This window comes from Streptomyces sp. NBC_00388 (genome assembly GCF_036061255.1).
GTDB lineage: Bacteria > Actinomycetota > Actinomycetes > Streptomycetales > Streptomycetaceae > Streptomyces.
Genome location: NZ_CP107949.1, coordinates 30,038 through 51,927 on the forward strand (window position 1 = coordinate 30,038; position 21,890 = coordinate 51,927).

At 70.2% G+C, this 21,890-nt stretch carries 21 protein-coding genes; 7 read left to right on the top strand and 14 right to left on the bottom strand.

Features of this window, described 5'->3' with window-relative positions; translation table 11 throughout:
- Positions 1-72: 72 nt before the first annotated feature.
- The 3 genes from OG917_RS30290 to OG917_RS30300 all read left to right on the top strand — a co-directional run bounded on the left by OG917_RS30290 (position 73) and on the right by OG917_RS30300 (position 3,203).
- Entirely contained in the window at positions 73-1,149 is a 1,077-nt protein-coding gene (locus OG917_RS30290) for a bifunctional DNA primase/polymerase (protein WP_328322408.1), read from the top strand.
- On the top strand, positions 1,146-2,696 hold the full coding sequence (locus OG917_RS30295; RefSeq protein WP_328322410.1) for a DNA primase family protein: 1,551 nt from the start codon (positions 1,146-1,148) through the stop codon (positions 2,694-2,696). The genes OG917_RS30290 and OG917_RS30295 overlap by 4 nt, the downstream gene beginning before the upstream one ends.
- A 126-nt stretch (positions 2,697-2,822) precedes the next feature.
- Complete coding sequence (locus OG917_RS30300) at positions 2,823-3,203, top strand: DUF6009 family protein (RefSeq protein WP_328322412.1); 381 nt, start codon at positions 2,823-2,825, stop codon at positions 3,201-3,203.
- A gap of 372 nt (positions 3,204-3,575) precedes the next feature.
- On the opposite strand, the gene OG917_RS30305 is transcribed toward OG917_RS30300, so the two are convergent.
- The 4 genes from OG917_RS30305 to OG917_RS30320 form a co-directional block, all read right to left on the bottom strand.
- Positions 3,576-3,980, bottom strand: coding sequence for a DUF6009 family protein (locus tag OG917_RS30305; protein ID WP_328322414.1), 405 nt, complete (start codon positions 3,978-3,980; stop codon positions 3,576-3,578).
- Positions 3,977-5,485, bottom strand: coding sequence for a DNA primase family protein (locus OG917_RS30310; RefSeq protein WP_328322416.1), 1,509 nt, complete (start codon positions 5,483-5,485; stop codon positions 3,977-3,979). The genes OG917_RS30305 and OG917_RS30310 overlap by 4 nt, the downstream gene beginning before the upstream one ends.
- Entirely contained in the window at positions 5,482-6,588 is a 1,107-nt protein-coding gene (locus OG917_RS30315; RefSeq protein ID WP_328322418.1) for a bifunctional DNA primase/polymerase, read from the bottom strand. Before OG917_RS30315 ends, OG917_RS30310 begins: the two co-directional genes overlap by 4 nt.
- Before the next feature lie 193 nt (positions 6,589-6,781).
- Entirely contained in the window at positions 6,782-7,720 is a 939-nt protein-coding gene (locus tag OG917_RS30320) for a ScbA/BarX family gamma-butyrolactone biosynthesis protein (protein ID WP_328322420.1), read from the bottom strand.
- A 259-nt stretch (positions 7,721-7,979) separates the two neighbouring features.
- Here OG917_RS30320 and OG917_RS30325 point away from each other — a divergent pair, with 259 nt between their 5' ends.
- Positions 7,980-8,621: a ScbR family autoregulator-binding transcription factor gene (locus OG917_RS30325; protein ID WP_328322422.1), complete on the top strand. Its 642-nt coding sequence runs from the start codon at positions 7,980-7,982 to the stop codon at positions 8,619-8,621.
- 99 nt (positions 8,622-8,720) lie between these two features.
- Here the strand turns inward: OG917_RS30325 and OG917_RS30330 are convergent, their stop codons facing one another.
- The 3 genes from OG917_RS30330 to OG917_RS30340 all read right to left on the bottom strand — a co-directional run bounded on the left by OG917_RS30330 (position 8,721) and on the right by OG917_RS30340 (position 11,575).
- Positions 8,721-9,488, bottom strand: a complete 768-nt coding sequence (locus tag OG917_RS30330) for an SDR family NAD(P)-dependent oxidoreductase (RefSeq protein ID WP_328322424.1) — start codon at positions 9,486-9,488, stop codon at positions 8,721-8,723.
- Positions 9,489-9,526: 38 nt separating this feature from the next.
- On the bottom strand, positions 9,527-10,216 hold the full coding sequence (locus tag OG917_RS30335) for an HAD family phosphatase (RefSeq protein WP_328322426.1): 690 nt from the start codon (positions 10,214-10,216) through the stop codon (positions 9,527-9,529).
- 177 nt (positions 10,217-10,393) lie between these two features.
- Positions 10,394-11,575, bottom strand: coding sequence for an IS701 family transposase (locus OG917_RS30340; protein ID WP_328322428.1), 1,182 nt, complete (start codon positions 11,573-11,575; stop codon positions 10,394-10,396).
- Between the two features lie 258 nt (positions 11,576-11,833).
- On the opposite strand from OG917_RS30340, the gene OG917_RS30345 reads away from it, so the two are divergent.
- From OG917_RS30345 to OG917_RS30355, 3 genes are all read left to right on the top strand, one after another.
- Positions 11,834-12,430: a TetR/AcrR family transcriptional regulator gene (locus tag OG917_RS30345; protein ID WP_328322430.1), complete on the top strand. Its 597-nt coding sequence runs from the start codon at positions 11,834-11,836 to the stop codon at positions 12,428-12,430.
- A 181-nt stretch (positions 12,431-12,611) separates the two neighbouring features.
- Positions 12,612-13,262: a sensor histidine kinase gene (locus tag OG917_RS30350; RefSeq protein ID WP_328322432.1), complete on the top strand. Its 651-nt coding sequence runs from the start codon at positions 12,612-12,614 to the stop codon at positions 13,260-13,262.
- Positions 13,255-13,932 carry a response regulator transcription factor gene (locus tag OG917_RS30355; protein ID WP_328322434.1) on the top strand — a complete coding sequence of 226 codons (678 nt, stop codon included), beginning with the start codon at positions 13,255-13,257 and terminating at the stop codon, positions 13,930-13,932. The genes OG917_RS30350 and OG917_RS30355 overlap by 8 nt, the downstream gene beginning before the upstream one ends.
- A gap of 50 nt (positions 13,933-13,982) precedes the next feature.
- Here OG917_RS30355 and OG917_RS30360 read toward each other — a convergent pair whose 3' ends face one another.
- The 7 genes from OG917_RS30360 to OG917_RS30390 form a co-directional block, all read right to left on the bottom strand.
- Entirely contained in the window at positions 13,983-14,789 is an 807-nt protein-coding gene (locus tag OG917_RS30360) for an SDR family NAD(P)-dependent oxidoreductase (RefSeq protein WP_328322436.1), read from the bottom strand.
- Complete coding sequence (locus tag OG917_RS30365; RefSeq protein WP_328322438.1) at positions 14,786-15,817, bottom strand: 3-oxoacyl-[acyl-carrier-protein] synthase III C-terminal domain-containing protein; 1,032 nt, start codon at positions 15,815-15,817, stop codon at positions 14,786-14,788. The genes OG917_RS30360 and OG917_RS30365 overlap by 4 nt, the downstream gene beginning before the upstream one ends.
- Positions 15,807-16,832, bottom strand: a complete 1,026-nt coding sequence (locus tag OG917_RS30370) for an AfsA-related hotdog domain-containing protein (RefSeq protein ID WP_328322440.1) — start codon at positions 16,830-16,832, stop codon at positions 15,807-15,809. The genes OG917_RS30365 and OG917_RS30370 overlap by 11 nt, the downstream gene beginning before the upstream one ends.
- Before the next feature lie 69 nt (positions 16,833-16,901).
- Complete coding sequence (locus OG917_RS30375) at positions 16,902-17,600, bottom strand: HAD-IA family hydrolase (protein WP_328322442.1); 699 nt, start codon at positions 17,598-17,600, stop codon at positions 16,902-16,904.
- 55 nt (positions 17,601-17,655) lie between these two features.
- Positions 17,656-18,633 carry a ketoacyl-ACP synthase III gene (locus OG917_RS30380; RefSeq protein WP_328322444.1) on the bottom strand — a complete coding sequence of 326 codons (978 nt, stop codon included), beginning with the start codon at positions 18,631-18,633 and terminating at the stop codon, positions 17,656-17,658.
- Positions 18,634-18,731: 98 nt separating this feature from the next.
- Positions 18,732-20,561 carry a CoA-transferase gene (locus OG917_RS30385; RefSeq protein WP_328322446.1) on the bottom strand — a complete coding sequence of 610 codons (1,830 nt, stop codon included), beginning with the start codon at positions 20,559-20,561 and terminating at the stop codon, positions 18,732-18,734.
- Positions 20,558-21,820: a beta-ketoacyl-[acyl-carrier-protein] synthase family protein gene (locus OG917_RS30390; protein WP_328322448.1), complete on the bottom strand. Its 1,263-nt coding sequence runs from the start codon at positions 21,818-21,820 to the stop codon at positions 20,558-20,560. The genes OG917_RS30385 and OG917_RS30390 overlap by 4 nt, the downstream gene beginning before the upstream one ends.
- Between the last annotated feature and the right edge of the window lie 70 nt (positions 21,821-21,890).

The following is a 21,890-nucleotide window of genomic DNA, read 5'->3' on the forward strand; positions in this document are numbered from 1 at the left end:
TGCAACGCTGTGACCTGGACCTTCACCTCGGGAACTGAACAAGAGCTATCCCTTCGACAAGGACCAATCAGAGTGGGGCGTCAACGTGAGGCCAGTGGTTCCCCCAGCGCGGGAACCACGAGTGCCTACGCCGTTGCCTGCTGGTGCGCCGGTAACGGCTGGCCCGTCCACCCCCTGGCGGCAGGTCGCAAAACCCCGGCAGGCAACTGCCGGACCTGCCGCGACGAGCCCCATGGTTCAGCTGAATGCCCCTGCCTCCCTGCGGGAAGGTGGTGTCACGGCTTTCACGCGGCCACCACGGACCCGGCTCTCCTGGAAGCCTGGTGGGGAAAGAACCCCACTCTCGGGGTCGGAGTTTCCTGCGGTCCGGCCGGCCTGGTCGTTCTCGACGTCGATGCGCACAGCGCGGAAGTCCCGCACCGGGACCAGCTGCTGCCCGGCATCCCCATCCACGAAGGCGTCAACCTGGCAGGTCTCGCCTCCGGTTTCGACACCCTGGCGTTGCTCGCTGCTCTCCGTGGCCGGAGAAGCCCCGCAGACGACGACACCACCTTGCGTGTACGGACCCCGTCAGGCGGTCTGCACGTCTGGTACCGCACACGGCCTGACGGGCCTCGGTACCGGTCCTCGGTCGGATCCAGTCCCAAAGTCGCTCTCGCCTGGCAGGTCGATGTCCGCTCCACCGGCGGCTACATCGTCACACCCGCTACGCGTACACCCGCCGGGGTATACACGCCGGTCGGCACGGCACGACTGCCCGCAGTGCTCCCGGACTGGCTCGCAGCAGAGCTCCGGCGCACCGGTCATACCGTGCGCGACGAGCCCGTCCACGTCCCGCCCCCGCGTCCCGCATCGAAGCGGCCGACGGGGCGCGGGGCCAACCGGCTCCTGGAACCCCTGCTGGCCCAGGTGGAAGCGTGCGCGGCAGCTCCGGAAGGAACGGCGTTCACCGAGAAACTGAACCGCGCCGCCTACACCGCCGGTGGCCTGATCGCCTCCGGCCACCTGACCGAGGACCAGGCCCGCGGCCTGCTCACCACAGCGGCCGACGCGGCACGTCCGAACCGCAGTCGGCACAGCCTCACCGTCATCGCCTCTGCCCTGTCCGCCGGCGCCGCCCGGCCGCTCCATCCAAAGGGACGCCCATGAGTAGCGCCGAGATCCCGCGCTTCGATCCCACTGCCGCGGCGCAACAGATGCTCGCTCTCGAAATCCAGGCGGATCAGCCCAGCCTGCCGGCTCAGCAGATCACCTCCGCTGTGCCCGGGAAGCCGCCGCCGACGGGCCAGCTGCCCGCGCTGCTCAGCGACCGCGGCAACGCGAAGCTGTTCGCGGTGATGTTCGGTAACCAGTTCCGTCATGTCGAGGGTCTCGGCTGGTACCACTGGGATCAGTACCGGTGGAAACGGACCGGTGGTGAGAAGGCGGCTGTCTGGGCGGCTGGTGACCTGGCCGAGCAGATGCCGCCCACCGACCCGGCACGCCAGTTCAGCGACCGTGACGTGGCCTCTCACCGGCGGCGGTCCATGTCGACCCCGGGCATCAAGGCCATGCTCACTCAGGCCAAGGCGTCCCCGGCACTGGCCCTGGATCCCGATGTGCTGGACGGGGACCCTTACGCCCTGTGCACCCCCGCAGGCGTCGTCGACCTCCACACCGGCGACCTCCACAAGCCGGATCCCGAAGCCGACATGCATTCGCGGGCCACCAGCGTCGCGCCCGAGGTGATGCCCACCCCCCGTTGGAACCGCTTCCTGCACGACACCTTCGGCGAGGACGCCAAGGGCGAGGAGACCATCCACTTCCTCCACCTGCTCCTTGGCTACTCCGTCACGGGGGACGTCGGAGCGCAGGTCCTGCCCTTCCTCTACGGAACCGGGGCGAACGGCAAGTCCGTCCTGCTGGACGTCATGACCCAGATCCTCGGTGACTACGCCCAGGCGGCCCCGCCCGGCTTCCTCATGGAAAAGGGCAAATTCTCCGAGCACTCGACCGAACTGACCGAACTGCACGGCCGGCGCATCGTCGTCTGCTCCGAGCTCAAGCCGAACGACAAGTTCGACGAATCCCGCGTCAAGCTCCTCACCGGCGGGGACCGCATCATGGCCCGCCGCATGCGCCAGGACTTCTTCAGCTTCAACCCCACCCACAAACTCTGGCTGCTCGGCAACCACCGCCCCGAAGTCGGCACCGGCGGCCACGCCTTCTGGCGTCGGATCCGGCTGATCCCCTTCGACCGCGTGGTCCCCGCCTCCCGCAAGATCGACAACCTCGCCAAGGAACTCGTCCAGAGCGAAGGCCCCGGCATTCTGCAGTGGCTCATCGAAGGGGCCAAGCGCTACCTCGACACCCGTGACCCGCTGGCCGGACCCGCGGTCGTGCGCACCGCGACCGCCGCCTACGCCACCACCGAGGACCACATCGGCCGCTTCCTCACCGAGTGCTGCACCACCGACCACCCCGACCGCACACCGGGCGACCTCCGCGTCGAACAAGGCCTGCTGTACACGACCTACAGCAGCTGGTGCAGCGCCGGAGAGGGGATCCGTCCCGCGACGGCCCGCGCCTTCGCCACCCGGGTCCGTCAGGAGCTCGCGCTGGCCTCACCTGCCGACATGATGAAATCCAGCGGCAGAAAGTACTACCCGGGCCTCGGGCTCCTCACCGATGACGAACCCCACAGCGACCGTGCCTGACTTCCGCGCCCTGGGCGCCTACGGACCCGCCGCATACCATGACACTGGTGCCGCCGCCCGGGATGGTGCCCACTACACCCATCCCGGCCCCGAACAGGCTGGCCACAACGAAAAGGGGCTGCAGCCATGAGCTCGCTGCTGAACGAGAGCGACCTCCGCCACGAGAACGCCGTGGTATGGCTCGAGGACCCCGACGACCTCGACTACGTACGCCAGGCCCTCGACAAGACTCCTCGCCGCCGGGGCAAGCCCCGCTACGAACGCGACGGCCGCATGATCGGCTACACCGAACTCGACACCCACGCCGAATCCGATCCCGACAGCGGCCTCCACCTCCGCCGGGTCTTCTTCCTCCTGCCACACGACCGCGACACCAACCCCGACGGCCCCTACCACGAAGGTGCCCCCGGCGAAGCCGTCGACCCCGCCACTATCCGGCCCCGCCGCGTCGGCGACAAAACCCCCCGGTCCCAGCGCGGCTCCGCGGCAATAGCCGCCACCAGCTGACCGGTTCAGGTGGCGGCTGCCGGCCGGTGGCGCACGCACAGAGCGGGGCACCCGGCCCGCGACGGCAGCGACTGTGGGAGGTTCGGTCGCTGCCTGCCGTGCTGTCGCAAGAACCGCAGGTCACAGAAGGCAGCCCGGAGGGAAAAGCGACCGAAGCGACTCACCGTCCCCATCTATGAGCCGCATACGGAGAAGGACTGGGCGGCTCATAGTGCGAAGTACGGGTCGCTTGGGTCGCTACGGTCGCCGGGGCCGCCCCGCTGAGCTGGGTCTTCTCTGCCGGAAACAGCGGCAGCGCCCCAGTCGCTGGGGCGCTGCCGCTGTTGAGTCGCTCCGCTGTTGAGTCGCTCCGCGGTTCAGTCGCTCCGCGGTTCAGTCCACGGGGAGGGTGAGGCCGAGTTCACGCATGGCGTCGGACTCGGGCCCGCCCTCGGAGCGTTGTGTCTTGTAGCCCTTGACGCGGGGGGAGACCGTGCGCGGATCCACCGCTTCCGACGGGGCCCCCGACGCGTACAGGCCGTCCGGGGCCCCGTCGCGGTCGTGCGGCAGCAGCCAGAAGACGCGGCGCAGGAAGGTGCCCGAAGCACGCGAGGGACGGGAGCCGGGCCCCAGAGCCGCGTAGCCGATCATGCGGCCGTCCCTGTAGTAGGCCGGTTTGCCGCTCCGGGTGGACAGCCGGTCCAGGCTCTGGCGTACGTAGTCGAGACCTTCCGGGTCCTCCAGCCACACCAGCTTGCTCTCGTGTGTCAGTTGTCCGGGCTCGATGAGGGCGCTCATGAGGTCTCTTCCACTTCAGCGTTGAGTCCGATCCCCGGGTAGAACTTCCGCTGGTTCGACAGGATCATTTCCTTGGGGGTGGCGATACCGACGGTCTCGCGGACCCGGGCGGCGAAGGCCCGGGAGGAAACCGGGTTGGCGCCCTCCAGCTGGCACCAGCCTTTGTAACTGCTGTAGAGCTGTGCCTGTTCGGCCCTCATCGCCGGCTGCAGGGTGCAGCGCTCGCCCAGGAAGCGGCCGGTGTGGTCCTCCGTCTCGGCATAGGAGGAGGTGGCGATGCGCACCCGCTGCGTTCCGGTGAGGTCGCGGGGCCCGGTGAGATAGCGGCGGGCCCCGGTGATGAGCCAGTTGAGGATGCCGGGGCCTTCCTGGGTGACCAGGAGGTCGGCGAGGTTGTCGACCTTCCGGTCGTCGGCGACGATGCGCTCGAACGGGATGAGTTTCATCCGACGCCAGAACGCGTACCCGCCGGTGCCGACCTCGGGGCGGTGATTGCCGAGCAGCCACAGCTTGTGCGTGGGGTCGAAGCCGAAGAAGTCCTGGCGCATGCGGCGCGCCTTGATGCGGTCGCCGCCGGTGAGGAGTTTGACCCTGGCCTCGTCGAACCTGTCGCCGGGCTTGAGTTCGGAGCACACGATGATGCGCCGGCCGTGCAGTTCGGCCAGGTCGGTGGGGTGCCCTTCGAAGGGGCGGGCCATCAGGAAGCCGGGCGGCGCCACATCCGCGTAGTCGCCGAGCAGCTTCACCATGACATCGAGCAGCACGCTCTTGCCGTTCTTGCCCTGTCCGTAGAGGAAGGGCATGATCTGCGCGCCGACGTCGCCGGTGATGGAGTAGCCGAGCAGTTCGTGCAGGAATTCGATCATCTGGTGTCCGTCGGCGTCGTCGCCGAAGGTGTCGGTGAGGAACCGTTCCCAGCGGGGTGTGGGCATCTCCCGGGCGGCCACGCTGGTGGCCCGGGAGTGGTAGTGCTTGTCCGGGTCGGGCGGGGTGAGAAGCCCGGTGGTGAGGTCGACCACCCCTTTGGGGGTGCACAGTGCGTACGGATCGGCGTCGAGCAGGGCGGCGTTGAGCACCATGCCCGGTGCGGCTTTCGCCTGCGCCAGCATCGCTTTCATACCGGACGTCGACAGCGCCCTGCGGCGGTGGCGGCGCAGGGCGCTGTCGTTCTGCCGGCCGGTGGGGTCGGTTTCGGTGAGCGACTCGGCCATCTCACCGGCCGCCCACAGCACGGCGTCGTCCTCGTCGGTCTCCCAGCGGTAACCCGACCACCGGTACCAGCCGAGGCCCGGCACATGGCGGAAGTCCCGCCCGTACAGGGAGACGAACAGCTTCGCGTTGCCCCGGTCGCTGAGGCTGTCGGGCACCAGACCGCGGCCGGTCACGGGGACGGCATCCGCGGGCGCGGGTGCTGCCGGCAGGGGGCCGGGGGAGTGGTGCAGGATCTGCCGGGCCACCTCGGCCGGGTCGAAGAGCCCGCCTTGGGGGCTGGTTGTGTGGTTCACGAACGTTCCCCCGGGTTGAGCGGCCTCCGGCTGCCCGATGCCATCCCGCTCCGGATGATCTGCGCGATGCGGCGTTCCTGGCCCGGGCGGGCGTGCCCGGCCACGGTGAACAGCGCGGACTCCGCGTCGGCGGCGCCCATCCAGCCGGCGGCGACCAGGCCGCCCGCGGTGTAGGCGGCGCGGTTGAGCTTGTCGGTGAAGGCGGCTCCCGTCGTCACCTCGGCGCACGTGGTGACCGGCGCGAGCACCGCGTCCAGCGCGTAGTGGGCCCAGCCGCGGGCGCCGGTCGCGGCGAGCACCGCGTAGCGGCCCCGGGCCGGTACGGACGGGGCCGGGGCGGAGGGCGCGTTGCGGTGGCCGGTGCGGTCCAGTTCGGCCGCGAGCCAGCCCGGCAGCGGCGCGGGGCGCCGGGCCGGGCCCTCCACGGTGTACCGGCCGGCGGCCGTGACCGTACCGGGCGCCACGATGCAACCCCCGTGGGCCCGTACGTCGACCTGCCAGGCCAGTGCGCGGCCCGCACCGGAACCCGCCGAACACCGCCAGCCCTCGCCGGCTCCCGCCGCGTACCAGATGTGCAGACCCCCCGAAGGGGTGCGCACCCGCAGGGTGGCGGTGTCCTTCGCCGGGTCGGCTGCGTCGCGCAGTGCGGCCAGCAGGGCGAGGCTGTGGAAGCCGTCGCGCAGCCCGCGCAGTGAGACCGGGGCGGGGGTGGTGATGCCCGGCAGCAGCCGGCCGGGTCCGGGCAGCGGTGTCTCGTGGGTGTCCACGTCGATCACGACGAGTCCGGCCGGGCCGCAGGCCACACCCACCCCGAGGTCCGGCCGGCGCCCCCACCAGCCGGTGATCCGTGACCGGTCGGTGGTGGCGGCGTGGAACCCGTGGCACCAGAGTCCGGCCGGGATGCACGGGCAGTCCTGCGCGCTGTGCGAACCCCCTTGGCATCGGGGGCAGTTGGCGGCCGGAGTCTTACGCCCCGGTGCCAGCGGGTGCACCGGCCACCCCTGGCCTGCGCACCACAGGGCTGTGTCCAGGGCGGTCTCCCGCTGTTCCGGGTCCGCTTCGGTCACTGAATCGCTGGCGGGAATCGCCAGGTCAGAAGGCATGCGGGTCCTCTCAGCGACCGAAGCGACGCAAGGCCGAGATGATATGCACCAGCTGCTGCGGTCGGATGACGGGGCGCCGGCGTACGGCCGGCTCGTGCTCGGTGGGGCGGGCCCGACGGCGCTGTCGGGGCGGCTCGGCCACGGAGGCTTGCACTACGGAGCTCCCCGGGCACGAAGGCGCGGGTGCGGGGCGTCAGTTGCCCGGGACCGGGGCCAGCGTGGCGACGGTGGAGAAGACGCAGGCATTCTCCTGGAGCCCGGAGATGAGGATCCGTCTGCGGCCGCCGATGTCGTCGGGCAGCGGGTCGGCCTGGATCCAGCAGGGCGTGTCGAGTTCGGTGTAGCGCGTGAAGACGGCGTCCATGCCGACAGGAAGCATCTTCTGGCGGCGGGCCACCGAGTGGGCCGACTGGCGTGCGGCCTCCAGCAGCAGCATGCCCGGGACGTGGTCGACATCGTGGTCGAAGAGCGCCGGGTGGCTGAGATCGACGCGCAACTGTGCGTGGCGCGGGGAGTCGGTGTGGGAGAGGACCACGTCGGAGAACCGGGTGCGCGCCACCCGTTCCGGCGACATCGGCGGGGCCAGCGGAACCGTCCGGGCCATGGCCTTCGCGGCGTCCGCGTAGGGCCCCCGCAGCCGCTGGTAGACAGCGGGCGAGTGGCTGGAGAAGCCGACCTGTGCTGTTCCGACCCGGACGCCGTTGAAGAGGACGTCGGTCTGTGCGACCAGCGAGGCCAGCTGTCCGCCGCGCCGGACGATATTGGAGCAGACGATGCGCAGCTCGACCTCGGCCGGAACACCGGAGGACGGAACGGCGACGGGGCTGAGCGCGTAGCGGAAGTGGCTCCAGGCCTGACGGTGCCCGAAGGGGACGTCATACGCGCTGTGGCAGAGCAGAATGACCGACTGGCGTATCGACTCGGCGGCGAGCAAGGGGTCGTAGAAGCCGTGGACGGCGCCGTAGAAGCCGTGATCGGCCGGCCACAGGGCCGTGACGCTGTAGGCGTCGGGCCCGTCGGGGCGCCATCCGGTGAGCAGGACTTCGGACGGTGCGTTCTTGTGCACGTACTCGCAAGGAACGAAATCGCCCGAGAGTTGTCTCTCGTCTGTGTGCTGGGCTTCGCTGGACATACCACTCCCCCTAGAACGGTGTGTGGATCCAGGCCATGGCGTGTGGGCTGTGGCTTGATCCACGCCCTAAACATAAAGAGTGCTCGCTTTTTGAACGTCATGGACAGGTAAAGAATTGACCATGGGTCAATCTATTTCGCGCCCTTGGGGAGTACAAACTGGCTGATAACAGTCCAAGGTCCGCGCATCGTTTGCAGGGTTACTCGGGGCCGAGGCTTCCTGTTAACATAGAGAACGTTCTATTTTTTAAGGAGATGTGATGGCGCGTCCGAAGCAGGAACGGGCTGTACAGACCCGGGAGACGATCCTTCGTGCGGCAGCCGAGGTCTTCGACGAGCACGGCTTCTTCGGGGCGAGCGTCAGCCGCATTCTCGAACGTGCGGGAGTCACCGCCGGGGCGATGTACTTCCACTTCGAGTCGAAGGAGGGACTGGCCCGCGCGGTGATGAATGCCCAGCCGTCGACGATCGTCCCGCTGGCGGAGACCGACGGGCTGCAACGGGTGGTCGACATCACCATGATCTGGTCGCAGCAGCTGCAGCAGAACACGATGCTGCGCGCAGGCGTCCGTCTCTCCACGGACCAGTCCGACTTCTCCGCCGTGGACGCGTCCACGTCCTACCGGGACTGGACACAGATCCTGGAGGAGTCCCTTCGCGTCGCATCCGAGAAGGGGGAGCTGCAGGTCGGGGTGGACGCGCACGAGTTGGCGGAGTTCATCGTGGAGCACTGCTCCGGGATGCAGATTTTCGCGTCCGCAGTGAGCGGACGCTACCGGGAGGACCTGACCGAGCGCACCGTGCGCATGTGGCAGGTCCTGCTGCCCGGGATCGCTGTCCCCGCCGTCGTGGCCCGTACAGAGGTCAGTCCGCAACGTGCGCAGGACGCCGCCCACGTATGACGGTAATGATCACATGGGTCGGTGGCTCCACCGGTCGCCATGTGGTCCGCATCGCGGGCGACCGGCTCTCTCCTCCCACGTCGCACCGCAGGCCTGCGATCAGATGGCGGTGAGTCCGCCGTCGACAGGCATGACCACTCCGGTCACGAAGGATGCCCGGTCGCTGAGAAGATGAGCGACCACCTCGGCGATTTCCTCGGGCTCCGCGGTGCGCGGCTGCGGGGTCGCGGCGTGGAGCGCCTCCTCCATACCGGGATATTGCTCGAACCACGCGCTGACGACCTCGGTCCGTGTGGTGCCGGGCGCGACAGCGTTGACGCGGATGCCTTGGGCGGCGTATTCGGCTGCGGCCGCTTTGGTCAGCCCGACGACGGCGTGCTTGGCCGCGACGTAGGGGGCGGCCACGGGGGTGGCCCGCAGTCCTCCCACACTGCTGGTGTTGACGATGGCACCGCCGCCACTTGCGAGCATGGCTGTGATCTCCGACTGCAGGCAGTTCCACACACCACGCACGTTGACGTCCATGATCTCGTCGTAGAGCGCACTGTCCATGGTGTGCAGCGGCGTCCGACCGGTCCCGTAACCGGCGTTGTTGAAGGCGACGTCGAGGCGACCGAACACGGAGACGCATCGCGAAACGGCCAGGTCGACGTCTTGCGCCCTGGTCACGTCGCATACGACGAACTCAGCTTCGCAGCCGAGCCCCTTGAGGTCTTCGGCCAGGGCGGCGAGCCGGTCCTCGCGCCTGGCTGCGAGCATCACCTTCGCCCCCTCCCGTGCGAAGACCCGTGCGGCGGCGGCCCCGATCCCGCTGCTGGCCCCCGTCACGAAGGCGACCTTGTCCGTGAGCAGTCCCTGATCATTCATGCGTACTCCCTAGAGGCAGCGCTCACAGCAAGCGGGGTTCAGCAGGTGCCGGCGGTGGCTTCGGCATCCACCGCGCGCAACAGGCTCTCGTCGATCTCGCTCAAGGAGCCGACGATGTGCCGGGCGCCGGCCTGGGTCATCAGCGCTCGCTGATGACCGAAGGCGAAGTGGGAGGGGTGCCCGATGAAGGCGACGCCCAGGCGCTTGGCTTCCTCGGCAACCCGGGCAACGTCGTCGATGAACAGCGCGTTCCGGTAGTCCAGGCGGAAGTACTCGGTGGTGATTTCCTTGATCCCGGGCCGGAAACTGTTGGTACAGATGTAGCCGGGTGCGTCGAAGAGGTCCGCGTACTCGCCCAGGTACCGGTCGAAGTGGTCTCGGCCGAGCCCGCCGTAGCACACCGTGCGCAGGCCCAGGCCTCTCAGGGTTCGCAGCAGGGCGACGGCACCGTCGAGCAGGCGGATCGGGTTCTCTGCCAGATATTCGGCGCGTTCGTCGAAGTAGGACTTCAGGACGTCCTGGGGAGAGGCATCCAGTCCCGCTGCCCGGCCCAGCACCGCGGCGGCGTCGAGCTGGCCTTGCGAGAAGATGGCGCGCTCCACCTGCTCACTGTAGTGACCGCCCCGCCGGGTGATGAATCGGTGGATAACCGGGCTGAATGTGTCATTCAGGAGGACGCCGTCGATGTTCACGGCCGCCAGCTCTATCTGCGTGAGTTGGCTGGTCAATGGATCTCCACGAGTGGTGAAGGCTGAGGACTCGACTGTCGTCAAGGCACCGGGATGTCTGGATGTTATACATCAAGATCATACTCAGAAGGTTGCCTATAGCTACCAACTAGCCCTCGAAGCACTTGGATCGAGAGGAAAATCGCCGCTTTTGACACCCTCAGGGGCGACTCGTCCTCAAGGGCGACCCGTCGCCCCCCGGGGCCGGGTGTCTCGGCGGAGCGCAGTTCGGGCAGTGCCGCTATCGCCGTCCTCACAGGCCAGGTGGCTGTAGGCGTATGCGGCGGAGACCAGGGTCATGTGATGGTGCCAGCCGGGGAAGGACCGGCCCTCGAGGTCGAGCAGCCCGAAATCCTCCAGCCGGTGCACGGCCGTGGCGCTTGAGGCCACGCACTCGGTCAGGGGGAGCAACTCGTCGACGCGGCGGTGCAGAAGGTCGGTCAGCCACACCCGTGGCACCCGCCCGCCTGCAGGCCGGGCCTCGGTGAACAGCCGGTAGGTGCGCGAGGGGCCGTGGACGCCGGGCAGCCGGACCAGGCTGGTCGTGATGTGGGCGGGGCGCGGCCGGCCGGAGTGGGCGGCGGTGCGCAGGGTGCGCCCGCCCGAGTGCAGCAGTTCCAGAGCGCCTGCCGTGCGGGAGGCGCCCGCGTCGGCGGGGGTGACCGCCAGTGAGCCCGGCACCGCGAGGAGGAAGTGGCGCCCGCGTCTGCTCAGACCGGCTGCGAGCGGGGTCGCGTCCTCCACGAACGCGCTCAGGTCCGTGACGACCGGGGTGGCGGCCAGGCCGGTGCCGACGGTGAGCCGGTCGGTCATGTCGAGCACCTGGGCCCAGGCGGGGCGGGGGACGACGTCATCGGGGACCCGGACGCGGCGGCGCAGCCCGGCGTCCTCTGCCCATGGCCCCGGCAGCATCAGCTGCCAGTCGACCGGCACGTCCAGCTTTCCGGTGGACAGGAACAGCGCGAGTCCCAGCTGGCAGCTGACGGGCCGTCCGCCGGCCGGGCCGGTGCGCCGGTGCACCCCCACCGAGTGGCTGCCCCGCTTGGGCAGCATCACCGGGGCGGCCGTCCAGGCCGTGGGCGCGGCCCGCCGGACGCTCCAGCGGGTCAGTGCGCTGCGGGCCGGAGCCCATGCCCATGGGCTGACGTTGACGAACTGCTGCAACGACTGTGCGGCGGTGGGGGAGTCGGAGACGGCCGATGCCAGCCGGCGGACCGACTTGCGGCCCTCGGTGGCCAGCAGGCCCCGGAGGTAGGTGAGGGCCCAGTGACGCTGGTCGGTCCTCGGCAGGTGCCCGAACAGTTCCTCGGCGAACGAGGCGATCTGCTGCGGGGACCCAGCCGTTCCGGGTATGGGCATGACGGCGTCCTCCCTCTTACCGCCGATGGCGGCGTCTCTCACCCGCCTAACAATACAGAACGATCGCTTTCTTTTTGACAGGGTGTGATGCCGCGCTACTCGCAGCGGAGGGGTGCGGGTGGTGTGCCACGCCCGGCATGTCCCTTTCGATCTCCCGCGCATCTTCGGCAAGTCGGCGTTGCCGCCGAGGCGTTCGCCCCCACACGCTGACTGCCTCCGGCCGGACGGCCGGTGCCGTACATGAACGAGGAGAGCACGATGGTGATTCAGGAGAGGGCGGCGCGCACACGCGGGGCCCTCGTCCGGGCAGCCGCCGAGGAGATCGACCGCAACGGCTACGACGGTGCCACGCTGGTTCGGATCTGCAAGAGGGCGGAGGTATCCATGGGTGCTCTGACCTTCCACTTCGCCTCCAAGGACAAGCTGGCGGACGCCGTCGGCGACCGGGGTCGCCAGCTGACCCGTGACCTGGTGGACCGGCGGCTCTCCGGCCGCGCGTCCGCTCTGTGCTCCGTGGTCGACCTGACCGCCGAGATCGCCCGGCTCCTGGAGCAGGACGTCACCGTGCGGTCCGCGGCCCGGCTTGCCCGGGAGTGCCCGGATGCCGTCGGCTGCTGGACGCAGGCCTGGCTCCCCGGGGTGCGCAAGCTGCTCGAACGGGCCGACGAAGAGGGCGAGTTGAGCGAGGCGGGTGGTCCTGAGGCCGTCGCTGAGCTGGCCGTACATCTGATGGCGGGCGCCGAGGCGCACATCCGTACCACTACTGCGGTGCGGGGTGCTCCGTCCGGGAGTGCCGCCGCCCGGCTGGTGCGGATCTGGCAGCTGACCCTGCGCGGGGTCTCCGCAGCGAAGTAACTGACCCTTTTTCCTTGCCCTTTACCGGTGTGGACCCTTCCGGCGTAGAAAACATAGCGAACGTTCTGTATGGTTCCCGTTGTAGGTCGCCGGACATGAACGGGCGGGCCGGACGCGAGTCCAACTCCCGCTGCCTGCCGACGGCTTCGTGACTCGACCAACGAAGGAAGGCAGGACCGCTGTGCCGCACATCGACGCCGGACCCGAGGCAGCTGCACGCAGCCTGCTGGCCCGCGAGGTTCACGACCGGATCGGCACCGGACTGGCCCTGGCGCTGCGGCGCCTGGACCTGCTGGAGATGACAGCTGAGGGGCTGGGACCGGCAGAGCGGGGCCGGGTCGCCGACGTCAGGACGGCCCTGCTGGACACCCTCGGAGTGGCCAGGGAGGTCGCCTCCGGCCTGCGCCGGCCACCGGCCGCCCGGCCCGGCCTCGAAAGGTCGCTGACGGACTTCCTGGAGTCCATGGCGCCCTGCGCCCCGTACGTGCAGGTACGCGTCGACGGTGACGACAGCTGGATTCCGGCGCAGATCGCCGATGAGGTGTTCGTCATCGTCCGCGAGTCCCTGCGCAATGTCCTCGCCCACGCCAGGGCCCGCCACGCCAGGGCCCGTATCGTGATCGCCCCGCACGAGGTCCATGCCCAGGTCGTCGACGACGGCTTCGGGTTCGACCCGGCCACGGTCCGCCGACTGGGCCGGACGAACGGTCTGCTCGGTATGGAGGAGCGGGCCGCCGCCCTCGCAGGCACCGCGAGCATCTCTTCCGCCCCGGGCCGGGGCACCAGGGTCGCCGTCTGGATTCCGATCAAGGAGAGCAGCATCCATGGCTGAGGAAAAGATCCGCATCCTTGTCGCCGACGACCACACGCTGCTGCGCCAGGCTCTGTGCGAAATGCTCGAAATCGAGCCCGACTTCGAAGTCGTCGCACAGGTCGGCGATGCCCAGGAGGCGATCGGCCAGGCGGCTCAGCTGCGTCCCGACGTCGCACTGCTCGATGTCCAGATGCCCCACAACGAGGACCCGGTGGCCACCGTCCGCCGGCTGCTGCAGCGCCAGCCCGGGCTGCGCATCATCATCGTGAGCATGGACGACCACCCCGTTCTGGTGCGGCAGCTGCTGGCTCTGGGCGTCCGCGGATATCTGCACAAGAGCACCAGTTGCCAGACCCTGGCGGCCGCCATACGCGAACGCGCCGACACAGGCAGGCGCGTCGTCACCGTCTCGATGCCTCCGGGCGGACTGCACCCGGTGCACCCCGGCCCCGGGGGGCCGCAGCGGCTCTCGGAGCGGGAGATCGAAGTGCTCGCCCTGGTCGCTGTCGCGCTGAGCAACCGCCAGATCGGCGCCCGCCTGGGCATCACCGAAGGTACCGTCAAGCGCCATCTGCGGAAGATCTTCGACAAGCTGGACGCGGTCTCCCGGCTGGACGCGGTCAACAAGGGAATCGCCCTTTCGCTGATCCGGCCGCAGAACAACCGCACCGCACCGCTGGCGAGCTGAGCGGTGCCCGCCGCCCCGGCACGACGCCGTGCCGGGCTGCCGCCCGCGTCTCAGACCGTCAGGTAACCGCCGTCCACCGGAATGGCGGCTCCGGTGACGTACGAGCTCGCAGCCGAGGCCAGGAAGAGCAGCGCGCCGTCCAGTTCGGACAGCTCGCCCGCCCGGCGCATCGGAGTGCGGCGCTCGACCCAGGACCGCCCCTTGTCGTTGCCGAGCATGTCCTCGGTCATCTCCGACCAGAACCAGCCCGGGCACAGGGCGTTCACCCGCACCCCGCGCGCCGCCCACTCGGCGGCCAGCTCCCGGGTCAGGTTGACCACCCCGCCCTTGCTCGCCGCGTAGGCCGCCTGGGGGAGGCTGCCGCTGGCCACCAGGCCGTACACCGAGGCGATGTTGATGATGCTGCCCCGTCCGCGCTCCAGCATGGCGGCGCCGGCGGTGGCGCTGAGAGCGAAGACCGCGGTGAGGTTCACGGCGACGATGTTGTTGAAGCTCTCCACGGTCTGCTGCTCCGCGGGGACGATCTCCGACAGGCCCGCGTTGTTGATCAGCACATCGATCGGGCCGAGTCTCTCCGTCACCGTGCGTACCAGGCGCTCGCGGTCCTCCTGAAGTGTCACGTCGCAGGGGACGGCGATGCTGCCGGGGAGCTCGTCGGAGAGCTCCTTGAGCGGGCCTTCGCGTCGGGCCGCCAGGGCCACCCGGGCGCCGCCCGCCGTGAGCAGCCGGGCGAAGTGAGCACCGATTCCGCTGGACGCTCCGGTGATCACGGCGACCTGGCCGTCGAGCCGGAAGATATGGGACGGATCCTCGATCGGCGGGACCGGTCCGGAGGACTGCTCGGCTGTGTTCGTCATCGGGACGCTACCTCCACAATCGCGGCCGACCAGGTGAAACCTGCGCCGGCACTGAGTAGTACAACAAGGTCGGCGGGGCGCAAGGAGCCCCCGTCCAGCAGATCCGCGAGGTTCGCGATGGCGTCGCCCGCCCCCAGGTGGCCGGTGCCCGAACCGAGTTCGATGACCGGAGCGGCACAGACCTGGCGGAACGCCGGCTCGTACGCGCGGGCTGTCACATGCCGGGCCAGCCGCGGCAGCGCGGCCGCGCGCAGCCTGGGGTCGTCGGGGGCGACACGGGCGCTGCGCAGTGCCCGTGACACCGCGGCCGTCACCGCGTCGAGGGCGATGGGGCCGAAGTCGAGCTCCGGGTTGGCGACGAGGAACTCCCTCTCCGCCACCCGGGGAAGCAGGGCCTTGACGCCGCTCAGCGGAGCGGTACTGAAGGGTGCGTCGCCCCGGTGCATACCCTCCAGGGCGGGCGCCGCGACGGTGGCGGTGCTCAGGAGCCGGGCGGAGGGGCCGCGCGGGGTACGGGTGACCAGCACCGAGGTCGCGGCGTCGCCGTAGCAGGCCCAGTGGTCGCCGCCCCAGCGGTCGAAGCCCGGGGCGGGGAAGCAGTCGGCCGTGGTCACCAGGAGCTCGCTCGCCTGCGGGTCGGCGAGCAGTTCGCGGGCGGCCTGGCCGATCGCGGCCATCCCGCCGTTTCCCATCTGCGTGATACCCACCGGCTCCGCTGCCAGCGCGCCGATCCGGTGGGCGAGATAGTGCGCCGGGGACCAGAACTCGTGCCCCTGGTGGTAGGTGAAGGCGTGCAGCAGCCGGCTGATCCCGATCGCCGGGACACCGGCGGCTGCCAGCGTCCGGGCCGCGGAGCGCTCCGCGAGCTGCACCGGTGCGAGCTCACTGGTGCGCAGCCCGGTGTAACCGCAGCGGGCCGCGTCCCCCTCGCTGATGAGGAGCTGGGCGACGGCTTCGGCGGCGGTCTGTTCGTGTTCGCCGAGCGCGGTCGCGGGGGAACTGAGGTAGACGGGGCTGTCACACCGCATCGGATGCCCCGGCGGAAGGAGCGGGGGCGCCGACCGCGCTGCCCAGACGGACCCGCATGCGGGCGACCTCGCCACCCGCCTGCCCGAACGCCACCTCGGTCCACTGGCCGCCGTCCAGACTGTCCGGGATGCGGTGGGTGGTGACCGTGATGTCGGAGTCCAGCTCGGCGAAGCGCAGGTACTCGGCGCTCACGTACTGCAGATAGAAACCGGCCGGGGACAGCCCCTGGTGCTCCTGGGCCAGGACCAGCGAGGCCTGCCGGGCGGCCTCCATCATGACCGGGCCGGGCACGTGGTCCTGCGCGTGATCGAACATGCTCGGGTGGGCGACGGGAACCCGGAGCCGGGCCACCAGGGCACCGTCCTCGGTCCGTACGTTCTCCAGGACCACGTTCTCGGCCCGGTCGCGGCCCACCGACCAGGCCGGCACCGGCACGCCGTCCGTGTACTCGGGCAGCGTGTCGGAGTAGGGCGCCGGGGTGGAGCGGTGGCTCATCCGCAGCGACTCGTACACGTCGTTGGGGCGCTGCGCGGTGTCCACGGTGATGGTGCCCACGTGGCGCTCGCCGACCAGGACGCGCACCCGGTGGACGACCCGGGAGATCGCGCCCCGGTACTCCTTGGCCAGCTCGACACTGCCGTTCAGTACGAGGTCGAGGGGACCGCGCACCCGCAGCGGCTCCGGGTCCGAGATCTCCAGCGAGGCCGTCGCGGTGATCGACTTGGTGTCGGCGCCGGCGTCGTGCTGCAGGTGCATCGCACACAGCAGCATCTGGCGGACGCTCTCGAAGACCGCGAGCGGGTCGTGCATCGACGGCCGGCCGGTGTGGTCGCTGTAGTAGAAGTGCGCGGGCGGCAGTTGGGCCGCCGCCCGGAAGGTCCCCTCGTCGACCGACTGGAAGTCGGTGAGGAACACCTCGGCGAGCGCCGAGCGGTGTACCAGACGGCGGGCGAGCGTGCGCTGCGTGGTCAGTGGCGCGACGGTGGCGGAGGTGGGCAGGGTCAGGACGGTCATGTCGGACTCCCGGAGTGAGGGCGAAGAGGCGGGCGGCGGGTGGTGTACGTGCGTGAGGGGGGGGGCGGATCACACGACTGTGGCGAGGGCCACCGGAGCAGCCGCGTCCATCAGGTTGGTGATCTGCCGGGCGGCCTGGTCGGCGTCGCTGAAGTGGACGGCCTGCCAGCCGGCCGCGATGGCGCCCGCGACGTTCTTCTCCAGGTCGTCGACGAGTACGCACTCGTGCGGGGCCCGGCCGGCCCGCGCGGCGGCCAGCCGGAAGATCTCCGGTTCCGGCTTGCGGCTGCCCACGGCGTACGAGCAGACGATGTCGTCGAAGTGCGAGTCGTCGATCATGAACCTGCGGTGACGCTCCCACGACGGCGGCAGGTTGGAGAGCAGCCCCACGAACGCGCCCCGGGCCCGGAAGGCCTCCAGGTGATCGGCCCAGGCGGCGTTGGCCGGGCGTCCCGCGAACCAGCGGTCGCCGAAGTTCTCCAGGTCGGCCACCACACCGAAGGTGCCGGCGAGCACCGTCTCGAGCTCGTCGGACCAGGAGGCCTCGTCGAGCAGCGGGATGTCTATGACACCCATCGAGTCGGTGCCGTGGGCTTCGCCGACCAGGCGCATCGCCTCCCTCAGGGAGTACAGCGGCACACCGACCCGGTCGCTGAATTCCCTGAACGTGACGTCGACCGGCGGAGTGAGCACACCGCCGAAGTCGGTCCAGATGGCGAGCGGAGAGGCGGAAGAGGCGGACGCGGCAGGGGAGTACTCGGAGGTCATGACTGCTCCTTGTGAGAGGGAGGGCGGAACGGACGGGACGGGCGGGGGCGCGGGATCACAGGCGGTAGAGAAGTCCGCCGTAGTACCAGCCGGAGCCGACCGCGGTGGAGAGAACCAGGTCGCCGCTCTTGAGGACCCCGCTCTCGGAGAACTCCGACAGGGCGATCGGGATGGACGCGCAGCCGGTGTTGCCGCGGTCCGCGAAGTTGGTGAGGAACTTGGCCGGGGCCAGGTCGAGGCCGTCGCGCACCCCGGCGTGGATGGCGTTGTTGCCGGGGTGCGGCACCAGCCAGTCGATGTCGGAGGTCTTCAGCTCGTTGCGGGTCAGCACGTTGTCCGCGACCTTGAGGCTGGAGCGGATCGCCAGGTCGATCAGCTCGGGCTTCGGCCGCAGCCAGCCCTCCGGTGCGCGGGCCGCCACCGTGTCGGCCTCCGACGCGTCGCAGTCGAGCACCGAGTCGAGCAGGCCGCTCGGGTCGTCCGGGTCGCCCTTCTCCAGGACGACGGCGCCGGCCGCATCGCCGAAGACCAGCTGTCCGCGGGTGCCGGGCCGGGCGCGCCGGGTGAACCGGTCGGCGGCCACCACGACGGCACGCTTCCAGCCGGGGTGCGCGCTGAGCATCGAGGCGGCGGTCTGCACCCCGTGCACGAAGCCGGTGCAGGCACCGCAGATGTCGAAGGCGAGCGCGCCGTGCGCGCCGAGCGCCGCCGCCACACCGGGGGCGATCTCCGGGATCCACTGCCGGTCGGTCCAGTTGGCCAGGACCACCAGGTCGATGTCGGAGGCCCCGTAACCAGCGTTCTCCAGAGCCGACTTGGCCGCCTCGACGGCCATGAACTCCAGCGTTTCGTCCTCGTCGGCGACATGCAGGCTGCGCACACCCAGCTCGGCGGCGGCCTCGGGAGGATAGGTGCGTCCGCCGATGGTCACTTCTCCCTCGTGGCTGCGCCGGTGGCGGGGGTAGTAGTGGCCAAGTCCGGCGAAGCGCAGGCCGGAGCCGGTCCAGGTGCGGCCTTCGGTACGAGTGTGCATCTCGGGTTCCTTGCAAGTAGAGGGGTGGTTCGGTGTGTGCGGGGGCGCGCAGGAGGGAGAGCCGGGGCGCGGTGCAGAAGTCGGGGAGAGGGAGGGGATCAGCGGTAGCGGCCGTCCGGGTCGAGGGAGCGAAGGAGCGTCAGCTCCTCTTCGGCGACGGGCTTTTCAGCGATGACCCCGGTGACGTCGGATGCCCAGGAAGTACGGGAGTCGACGGCGGCGCGCGCCTGTGCCTCGATGGCCTGCGGGCCGTCGCCCGCGGCCTGCTCTTCGTCGGCGGCGAGCCAGGTGGCCAGCCGGAATCCGTCGGCGGGGGCGTCGCGGCGGAACCGGCCGAAGTCACTGACCACTTCGCGCACCCGGTGGCCGGGGCTGGTGCGGTAGCCGACCTCGGTGACGTAACGGCGCCGGGAGGAGGGAGCGATCACCACGCAGTCGGTGCTGGAGGCGATGTCGTTGGCCCCGCCGGAGCCGGTCAGCCACCGCCCGTCGGCGCCGCGGCTGGTGTTGATGGTGCCGCTCCGGTCGATCTCGGCGGCGGCCAGCACGCCGAGTGCCCGGGGATTGGCGGCCACCATGCCGCCGAGAATCTCCGGAATGCCGGCGAGCATCTCGCTGCGGGCGGCGTGCAGCAGGCTGAAGAGATAGACGTCGCCGGCTTCCGGGGTGAACCCGTACATGCCCAGCTCCGCCACGACCTTGACGTCGTGCCCGCCGCCGCGCAGCAGCTCCGCGGCGAGCCACGCCGCCATGTGCGAGGTGCCGATACCGGCGAGGAGGGTGTCGTAGCCGTGCTCGCGGACCTGGTCGGCCACCGCCCGGGCGCCGAGCACGATGAGCCGTTCCTGCCGGCTGGCCGGGGTACCTGGGACCGGCGCGGGAGCGGACCGTGCGGCCTGCGTGCGAGCGGCCCGCGGTGCGGCGGCCTCCCGGGCGCGGACCGCGGATTCGGACTCGCAGCGGGTGACCTCCTGCCACAGTTCGGACTCCGCGCTGTAGTCGTCGGCCGTGCTGCCGGATCCGGTGAGCACCGCCCGCCTAGCGGCGCCGAGACGCTGTACGTAGCCGGCGTGCGAACCGGGTCCGGTGACCCAGTCGCGGTACCAGTCGGCGCCGCGCTGCGGGCCGTGGCAGGACGTGACGATCTCCTCCAGGAAGGAGTAGTCGTCCAGGTAGCCGTCAACACCCGCAAGATGGTTGGTGCGCAGCGACTGCGGGTGTGCCCCGAGCGGCGCCTCGGTCAGGCCGAGGACGCGCTGGCCGGGGATGACCACCCGGTCGGCGATCTGCCGCATCTCCTCGCGGCTGACGATCTTCTCGACCGACGCGATCACACCTCGCTCGGCGGCGTACGCGGCCCACGCCCCCTCACCGAGCGGCGGTACGAGGGCGATGTTGCCGTCCTCATCGGCGGCCACCCCGTGGATCAGGGTCACGTCCGGGCGCAGCGGTGCGAGCAGGGTGACCTCATCGCCGGGGCTGGCCGGGTCCGGGATCCGGTGCAGCACGCCCGGCTTGCCCTCCGCGAGGTCGGTGCCGGCCAGTGAGCCGGTGACGGCGTACGGAGCGCCCTGCGCGCCGGCGATGAGCCGCTGGACGTAGCTCAGCAGCGACCAGGCCTCGAAGGTGAAGGGCCGGCCCTTCTCCAGGTCGGCGTAGAGCGGGTTGGGGCGCGGGGAGGGGTAGGTGTCGCCGGCGAACCCGGCGATGACCTTGTCGGCGACGCCGGACAGGGCGAGGGCATGGGCCGAGGAGTGCACGGCCGTGGTGCTGACCGTCAGATGGCCCTGGTCCCCGAAGACACGGCACAGCGCGTACGTCAGTGCGTTGGGGCGTGACGGCGTACCTGCCAGGTGGACGTGATCGCCGGGCCTGACCAGGCGGCGTACGAGTTCGTCCACGTCGCTCGCGATGACCGGGCGGCTCATGACGGCGATCCCACCGCGACCACCGAGGTCTGGCTGCCGAAGGCGAACGACATGGAGACCGCGAGATCCAGCTTGGCCGGGCGGGCTCCCTCGAAGACGTGGTCGTGGTCGCACTCGGGGTCGGTCTTGGTGAAGTTGATGGTCGGCGCGATGGTCTGGTGGTGGACCATCAGACTGGTGGCTGCGACGTTGATGACGCCCGCCAGGCCGAAGGTGTGGCCGTAGATCGGCTTGTTGGAGCTGAGCGGCGGCAGCTTGCCGGCGGTCCGCTCCGGGTACAGCGCGCGCAGGGCGCGGGACTCGGCGATGTCGTTGTAGCGGGTGGCGGTGCCGTGGGCGCAGAAGTAGTCGACGTCGTTCACGTCGCGGCCCGCGTCCGCGAGGAGGTCCTCGATGAGGGAGCCGGTGACCTTGCCGGTGAGGTCCATCGTGGTGGGGTGGGCGGCCTCGTTGAGGGAAGCGGCGGAGAGGATCTCGGAGTACACCCTGGCCCCGCGGGCCCTGGCGACGGACTCGCGCTCCAGGCACAGCACCACGGAGCCCTCGCCGAGTGCGAAGCCCTCCCGGTCGTCGCTGTAGGGGCGGACCGCGCGGGCCGGGTCGTCGCGCTCGGACGAGATCACGCCGTGGCCCATCGCCCGGTAGCAGGCGGCTACTTCGGGCACGATCGGGAACTCGTGACCGCCGACCAGCATGGCGTCCGCGGCGCCCGAGCGCAGCTCGCGCAGGGCCAGGCCGATCGCCTGGTGGCCGCCGACGCAGGCGTTGGAGACGGTGGTGACCAGGCCCTGGGCGCCGTTGTAGATCGCCGAGAGGGTGGCCGGGCAGCCGGGCAGGCCGCGGAACATCGCGCCCTTGTCACCGAAGGCCGCCGGGTCCTGGCCGGTGAGCACGTCGCGCCACCAGGAGAAGGGGCCGCGCGAGGACGACATCACGATGCCGAGACGCCGTGGGTCGATGTCGCCGGCGGCGAGCCCTGCGTCGCGGCGGGCCTCGGCCACCGCGGACATGGCGATCAGGATCTCGCGGGAGTACTTGGCCGCGTGGCCGTCGGTCAGTTCGGGAAGAAAGGGATGGTGATCGAAGCCGGTGATCTCGGCGGCCGCGTACACCGGGAGCCCGGCCTCGGCGCCGTCGAACCGGGTGAGCCGGCCGACCTGGGAATTTCCACCGGATATGTTGGACCAGAACTGATCCACGGTCAGTGTGTTGGGAAGAACAACACCGATTCCTGTGACCACGATGCGCTCTTCGCTCACCGCCAGGAATGACGACGGGGAGCTCGTGTCTTTCTTTCTCTCGAATTCATTGTTCGTCATATGGAAAACA